A 6044-nucleotide genomic window follows, 5' to 3' on the forward strand; every position below is an offset into this window, starting at 1 on the left:
GCTAGATCGGAATACCCTGTTCCTCGAAGAACGCGATCACCGGGGCCAGCGCGTCCCGGTGCTTCGTCCAGCGAGCCACTGAATCGGTATACATCGGCCGCCGCACTTGCGCCGCGCTCGGCGTGGAAACCGGCGCGGTGTTGCGGTGGAAATCGAGGCAGGCCGCATCCCAGTCCAGCCCGCAATGGGCCAGCAGCCGCCGCGTCTCGCCTTCCTGATCGGCCACCAGATCCTCGTAGCGCAGCTCCAAAATGCGCCCCGGCAGCGCCGCGCGCCAGAACGCCATTAGCCGGTCAAACCGCGCATAGTACCGCGCGATGTCCATCAGGTCGTAGCTGTAGTCGTAATAGCGCGAGGAAATCGCGAAGAGATTGCGGAAGTTCGCCAGCACCGTATCGAGCGGATGGCGGCGGAGGCACACGATCCGCGCTTCGGGCAGCGCCCGCGCGATGAACCCCGCGTACTGGAAGTTGCCCGGAAACTTGTCGACGAACCGCCCCTGCTCGCGCGCGCCCGCATGGCTGAGCGCCCGCGCCAGATAGTCGCGCCCGATCGCACCGAGGTCTTCGCCTGCCGCCGCCTCGATCGTTTCGGGGTCTAGCACCATGCGGCTGGTCGTACCCGCCGCCATCTTTACTGCCAACGGCATCGCCTGCAGTTCGCCCGCACTGCGCACGGCGGGATGGGAGGAGAGGATACGGTCGACCAGTGTCGTGCCGGTGCGCGGCATGCCGATCACGAAGATCGGCGCATCCTGCGGTGCCCCCCGCACTGGTGCCGCCGCCACACGCGGCCAGGTCCGCTCGATCGCATCGAAGTTGGCACTGTCCCGCGCGAAGGTATAAGGCAGGCGCGCCCGGTGCTCGGCATTGGCCTCGGCGAGCCGGGCAAACCCGGCTTGCTGCTCGCCGATATCCTCGAGCTCCTTTGCCAATGCATAACCCAGTAGCAGCCGCGCGTCCGGCGCCTGCGCGCGGGCTAGCGCTGCCGTCAGTCGCTCGACATGGTTCCGCTCAGCGCTGTGCTTGCGCATCCCCGCCAGCATGTGATGGCCCCGCGCGTTGTCGGGATCGATCCCGATCAGCGCTTCGGCCTGCGCTTCGGCTCCATCAACATCGCCGATGAAATTGAGCGCGGCGGCAAGGTTGTAGCGGAACGCGGCGTTGTCGGGCGCGAGCCGCACCGCTTCGCGGAAATGCGGCACAGAAGCGGCATGTTCGCCCAGCCGGGCATAGACGCAGCCGATGGTATCGCGCCCCAGCGCACTCTCCGGCAGCGCCCCTTCGGCTGCCGACAGCGTCTGCGCAGCCGCGTGATCCCGCCGTAGCATCACCTGCAGCCGCGCCAGCTGCGCGCGGTAATCCCCGCGCGGATCGAGCTCCACCGCATGGGCGATATCGGCCATACCCGCGCTCACCCGCCCGGCTTCGGCCCGCACCATGCCAAGCAGAAACCGCCCTTCCGCATCGTCCGGAAAGGCGGCAACAACGCTGCCTGCCAGTTGCTCTGCTGCCCCGAGATCACCGCGCCCCAGCGCACGGCGTACGGCGGCAATCCGGGCAGGTTCAGCCTTCACGCCCCGCGATCAACCGGCCGGGGACGACGTGTCCTTGCGCCGCTCGAACATCGCGATCACCGGCTTGAACGGGAACACGAACTGCTCCCAGATCGTCAGCCGCCGCCGGTCGTCCTGCCCCACCAGAATGCCCTCGCCTTCCTTGTAAGTGCCGAACATGCGGTCGATCAGGATCAGCGAGTTGCCATAATTGCAGCGCGTGTTCTCATAGCCCACCGAGTGGTGGAAGCTGTGGTGGCGGATGGTGGTGAAGAAGTAGCTGTAGAACAGCGGCGGATTGCTCTTCACGTTGGCATGCGCATAAGTGGCCACGACATTGGTCACGGCAAAGGCGCAAAGGTAGGCCGCCGGCGAAACATCCAGCAGTGCCACGATGCCGAGGCTGATGAGGAACAGCTCGATCGGATTGCCCACCGCGCCCTTCATCGCATTGAGCTGGGTGATATGGTGATGCGGCGCATGGGTCAGCCAGAACGGCTCCCAATTGTGCATCAGCCGGTGCATCCAGTATTGGCCGAATTCCCACAGGAAGACCACCAGCGCCACTTGCGCGAGGAATGGCATCTCAGTCACCCACGGTGTGGCGATGCCCCAGGATTCCTTGAGCGAACGCAGCGGCGCTTCGGAAAGAATAAAGGCCATGCGCCCGATCACGGTGTTGATCAGGACAAAGTAGAAAAGGTCGGTGAAGAACTCTTGGCGGTTGATGCGCCAGCCTTCGTGCCGCTCGAACAGGAGTTCAAGGCCGAGGACGAATGCCGTGACGACCGCGTTGACGACGAGCGATGTCCACGGGTTTGCGACCACGGACACCGGCGCGAAGTACCAGAACGCAACTACCGCCACCAATGTCGCGGGCGGAATGCAATCGACCGCCAGCTGCTTCAGGCCCGAACTCATGATCTCGCCACTCCTCGCCTGTTCCGGTTCGTTGTCCCGTCCTGCTGCCCTTCAATTTGCCGCAGGATTGCGCAATCGGGGGCGAGGATCAACCCCGCCCCCTGTTTGCGCGATATTCGCTTGAGGATCAGTACTTCACGCGGAACTCCAGCCCGAAGGTGCGCGGCGTAATCACCGTGTTGCGAAGATAACGCAGCACAACCCCGTCGTTCAGGCCGACGCGCGAACGGTCGTTGGAAACGGCGGTGATCGCGAACTTGTTGAAGATGTTGTTCGCGAACGCCCCGATCGTGAAGGTGTCGTTCTGCCAGGTGAGCGACGCGCGGTGCAGCACGAAGCCCGGCAGCTTGTCACCATAGGCACGATCCCAGCCAAGGCGCGTCACCACATCGCCGCGATAGGTTGCGGTCCAATCGCCGATCAGGTCGCCGCCCAGCAGCGGCATGGTGTAGCTTACACCAAGGCTGCCGCTGTTGCGGGTCGAGCCCGGCAGGCGGTCGCCCTTCAGCGCGTCCAGCTGAATAGGCCGGCTGGGATAGGTGGCCGCAGGGCTGTTCACCGCGATGATGGCGGGCACATCCTCGGTCAGCCTGGCATTCGTGTACGAATAGGTTCCCTGGATCGAAAGACCGTCGATCGGCCGCAGCTGGAACGATGCATCGAACCCTTCCGACTTGGCCTTGCCGCCGTTCACCGTGATGCCGACGATGCCATTGACCGTTGCGGAGGCGACCTGAATGCCGCTCCAGTCAATCGAGAACGCGTTGACGTTAAGGGTCAACTTGCGGTTGAACAGTTCGGCACGGATGCCGACTTCAAGGTTCTTGGTCGAATCCGGACCGTATTGCAGCTCGTTCGGCAGGGCGCAGACGTTCTGGAACGGCGGCGGCTTCAGCGGAAGGACGCACGGCGCCACGGTGTTGGGGCCGCCAATGCGGTAGCCCTTGCTATAGGTGGCATAGAGCATCAGACCGGGCGAGAACTTGTAGGAGGTGTTGAACTTCCATACCCCGCCGCTCTTCTCCGTCGTGCCGCCGGCCGGAGCCAGATCATAGGGGCTGATCGGATCGCCGAGGAGCGGCGTCACCGCGCGGCCCGAAACCCGCGACGTATAGCTGAAATAACGCCCACCGGCCGTGACCTGCCACTCCGGCGTGATCTTGAAGGTGCCTTCACCAAACACGGCTTTCTCGGTCACCTTGGAGCGGTTGAACGACGCGTATTCGATTTCGTTGGGGTTCGTCGCAAGATCCACCCACGGATGGCCCGGAACATGCTCGCGGTAGTCAGCCTGCAGCTTCTGTTCGTTGAAGAAGCCGCCAAGCACCCAGCTGAACGGCCCGCCATGGGTCGAGACGAGGCGGATTTCCTGGTTGAACTGCTTGCGCGTGTTCTCGCTCTCGTTCCAGCTCGTGAACTGCGGGAACGTCTCGTAGTCATAGTCGAGGTCGAGCAGCAGGTCGGTGTTGTCGCCGATCCGCTTGTTCTTCACCTGCGTGTAGGCGGTGGTCGCCACGACATCGAACACTTCGCCAACGTGCGCGTTGATTTCCATGCTGGCGAGATGCGCCTGCCGGTCGACGGGTTCGGCATAGCGCGCCGCGCTTTCGTACTTGCCGGTGCCCAGCACGCCGTCGCTGTTGTACTGCCCGCCATCGGTCTTGGTATGCTGGTAGGCGTAGGTGAAATCGATCGAGAGATCGTCGGTCACCTGGAACAGCAGCTGGTTGCGGGTGGTGAAGGTCTTCTCGAAGTTGAGATCCTTGCGCCGGTAGAGGTTCGCATCGTACCCGGCCTGCGAGATCGACGTCGGCGGAACCGTTGCAAAGCCATCAGGCTGCGGGTTCGAAACGCCCGGGGTCTTAACCAGCAGCGGATAGTCGATGAAACCGGGGTCGGAGTAATAACCGGTCGCCGAACGGAAGGCGATGTGATCCTTCACGATCGGAATGTTGATCATACCGTCAAGCTGGTAGCCGGCCTTCGATGCCTCGTTCTTGCCATAGACGCGGCCATGCCATGCCGCCTCCCACTTGGTGGGATCGGGCCGGTTCGGAATGTTCCGGATCGCACCGGCCAGCGTGCCGAGCCCGTAGAGCGTGCCTTGCGGCCCAAGCAAGATCTCGACACGGTTGAGGTCGAGCATCTTGAAATCGTAGTAGAGCGGGACTTCGCCGAGATAGACACCCAAAGCGTTGTCGTAAGTGGCGCCGGTCGTATCCGTGTCCGAGGCATTGAGGCCGCGCAGCACGATGGTGCCGGCGCTGCCCGGGCCGGTGTCGGCAATCGTCACGCCGGGGGTGAAGTCCGCGATGTCGCGCACGTCATCGATGCGCTGGCGCGAAAGCTGCTCGGCGCTCACTGCCGCGATGTTGATCGGCACGTCCTGCAGCGAAGTCGCACGCCGCGTCGCTGTCACGACAATCGCGCTGTTGTCCTCGCTCGTCGCCGCAGCCTGCGGCGCATCGGCTGCCGCTTCGGGCGCCATCTGTGCAAAGGCGGGAATGGCGGTGCTGCCCATGAGGATCGTCGCACCTAACAGGGCCTGCTTGGCCAGTGTTGTCTTGTAAGATTTCTTGGTCACTCGAGCCCCCGCGTTGCTTGCGTGAAAGCCTTCTCGAAGCGACATCCCCGTCCCTGTTTGCCTGCTTTTGCAGGAGCACGCCGACCCTTTGCAGGTCTGGCGCCGAATCATTCCCTCACTTCAATGGCAGCCAAGAAGGCGGCCGAACTCTTTTCCGCACCAGATGACCAAAAAGGCAATTCGACCTGAAGGACCCATCATCCAGAAATACTAAAAAACATCGATATTGCGCGACTTCGGAACGATCTTCCGAAAACGCACAAACTACCTTCCGCACGAACGCCGCCGCGCAGAGTACTCATGCCAGACAATAAGGATGCCTAGCCTGAAATTTCGTTGTTGCTGCCGCATAGCACTATCACCTTTGCGACATTTCAGTTACGCTATCGATATTACATAACAGGTCAAGCGTAATAATTCGGCGCCGACCCGGTATTATCCGGCTTTCGCTGCAGTGCGGAATTCCTTGATTTTTTGGTGTGCAAGCGCCGCATTCGTGCGCTCGGGCAGCACACCGGAGCTCAGATGACGTTGCGCGAAATCAACACAATCACCCGGAATCCCTTGCCTGATTCGCGAACCACTGTGGGTTTTCCCCAAAGTGGTATTACGTTTTTTCCGAAACGTAACATTTTGCCATGGACAAGCGGCATCTTTCTCGCAATGCTGCACTGCGAAAGGAGACAGAATCGTGTCAGCCACCTCCCCCGCCAGGCCTGCCCGGGCGTTAACCGGTTCGCTCCTTGCTGCGGCACTTGCCGCCACGCTCGCCCTTGGCGGCTGCTCGGGCGGCAGTGCTCCCACTGAAAAGAAGACCGAATTCAGCATCGGCTGGTCGATCTATGCCGGGTGGATGCCTTGGCCGTATGCGCAGCAGGCCGGCATCGTGAAGAAGTGGGAAGACAAGTACCACCTCAAGATCAAGATCGTGCAGGTCAACGACTACGTCGAATCGATCAACCAGTACACCGCCGGCAAGCTCGA

General features: G+C 62.2%; 4 protein-coding genes and 1 pseudogene. 1 reads left to right on the forward strand and 4 read right to left on the reverse strand.

Going from position 1 to position 6044, the window contains the following annotated elements:
- Position 1: 1 nt before the first annotated feature.
- The 4 genes from Q0071_RS18995 to Q0071_RS19010 form a co-directional block, all read right to left on the reverse strand.
- Complete coding sequence (locus Q0071_RS18995; RefSeq protein ID WP_298173385.1) at positions 2–1576, reverse strand: tetratricopeptide repeat-containing sulfotransferase family protein; 1575 nt, start codon at positions 1574–1576, stop codon at positions 2–4.
- A 9-nt stretch (positions 1577–1585) separates the two neighbouring features.
- Entirely contained in the window at positions 1586–2476 is an 891-nt protein-coding gene (locus tag Q0071_RS19000) for a sterol desaturase family protein (protein WP_298173388.1), read from the reverse strand.
- 127 nt (positions 2477–2603) lie between these two features.
- Positions 2604–4964, reverse strand: a complete 2361-nt coding sequence (locus Q0071_RS19005) for a TonB-dependent receptor (RefSeq protein WP_298173402.1) — start codon at positions 4962–4964, stop codon at positions 2604–2606.
- Positions 4965–5495: 531 nt separating this feature from the next.
- Positions 5496–5762 carry a hypothetical protein gene (locus tag Q0071_RS19010; protein WP_298173391.1) on the reverse strand — a complete coding sequence of 89 codons (267 nt, stop codon included), beginning with the start codon at positions 5760–5762 and terminating at the stop codon, positions 5496–5498.
- Here Q0071_RS19010 and Q0071_RS19015 point away from each other — a divergent pair.
- Positions 5752–6044: pseudogene (locus Q0071_RS19015) on the forward strand (lipid kinase); the annotation flags it as partial. The gene Q0071_RS19010 and the pseudogene Q0071_RS19015 overlap by 11 nt on opposite strands.

The sequence above is a fragment of the Novosphingobium sp. genome (assembly GCF_027486195.1).
Taxonomy (GTDB): Bacteria; Pseudomonadota; Alphaproteobacteria; order Sphingomonadales; family Sphingomonadaceae; genus Novosphingobium.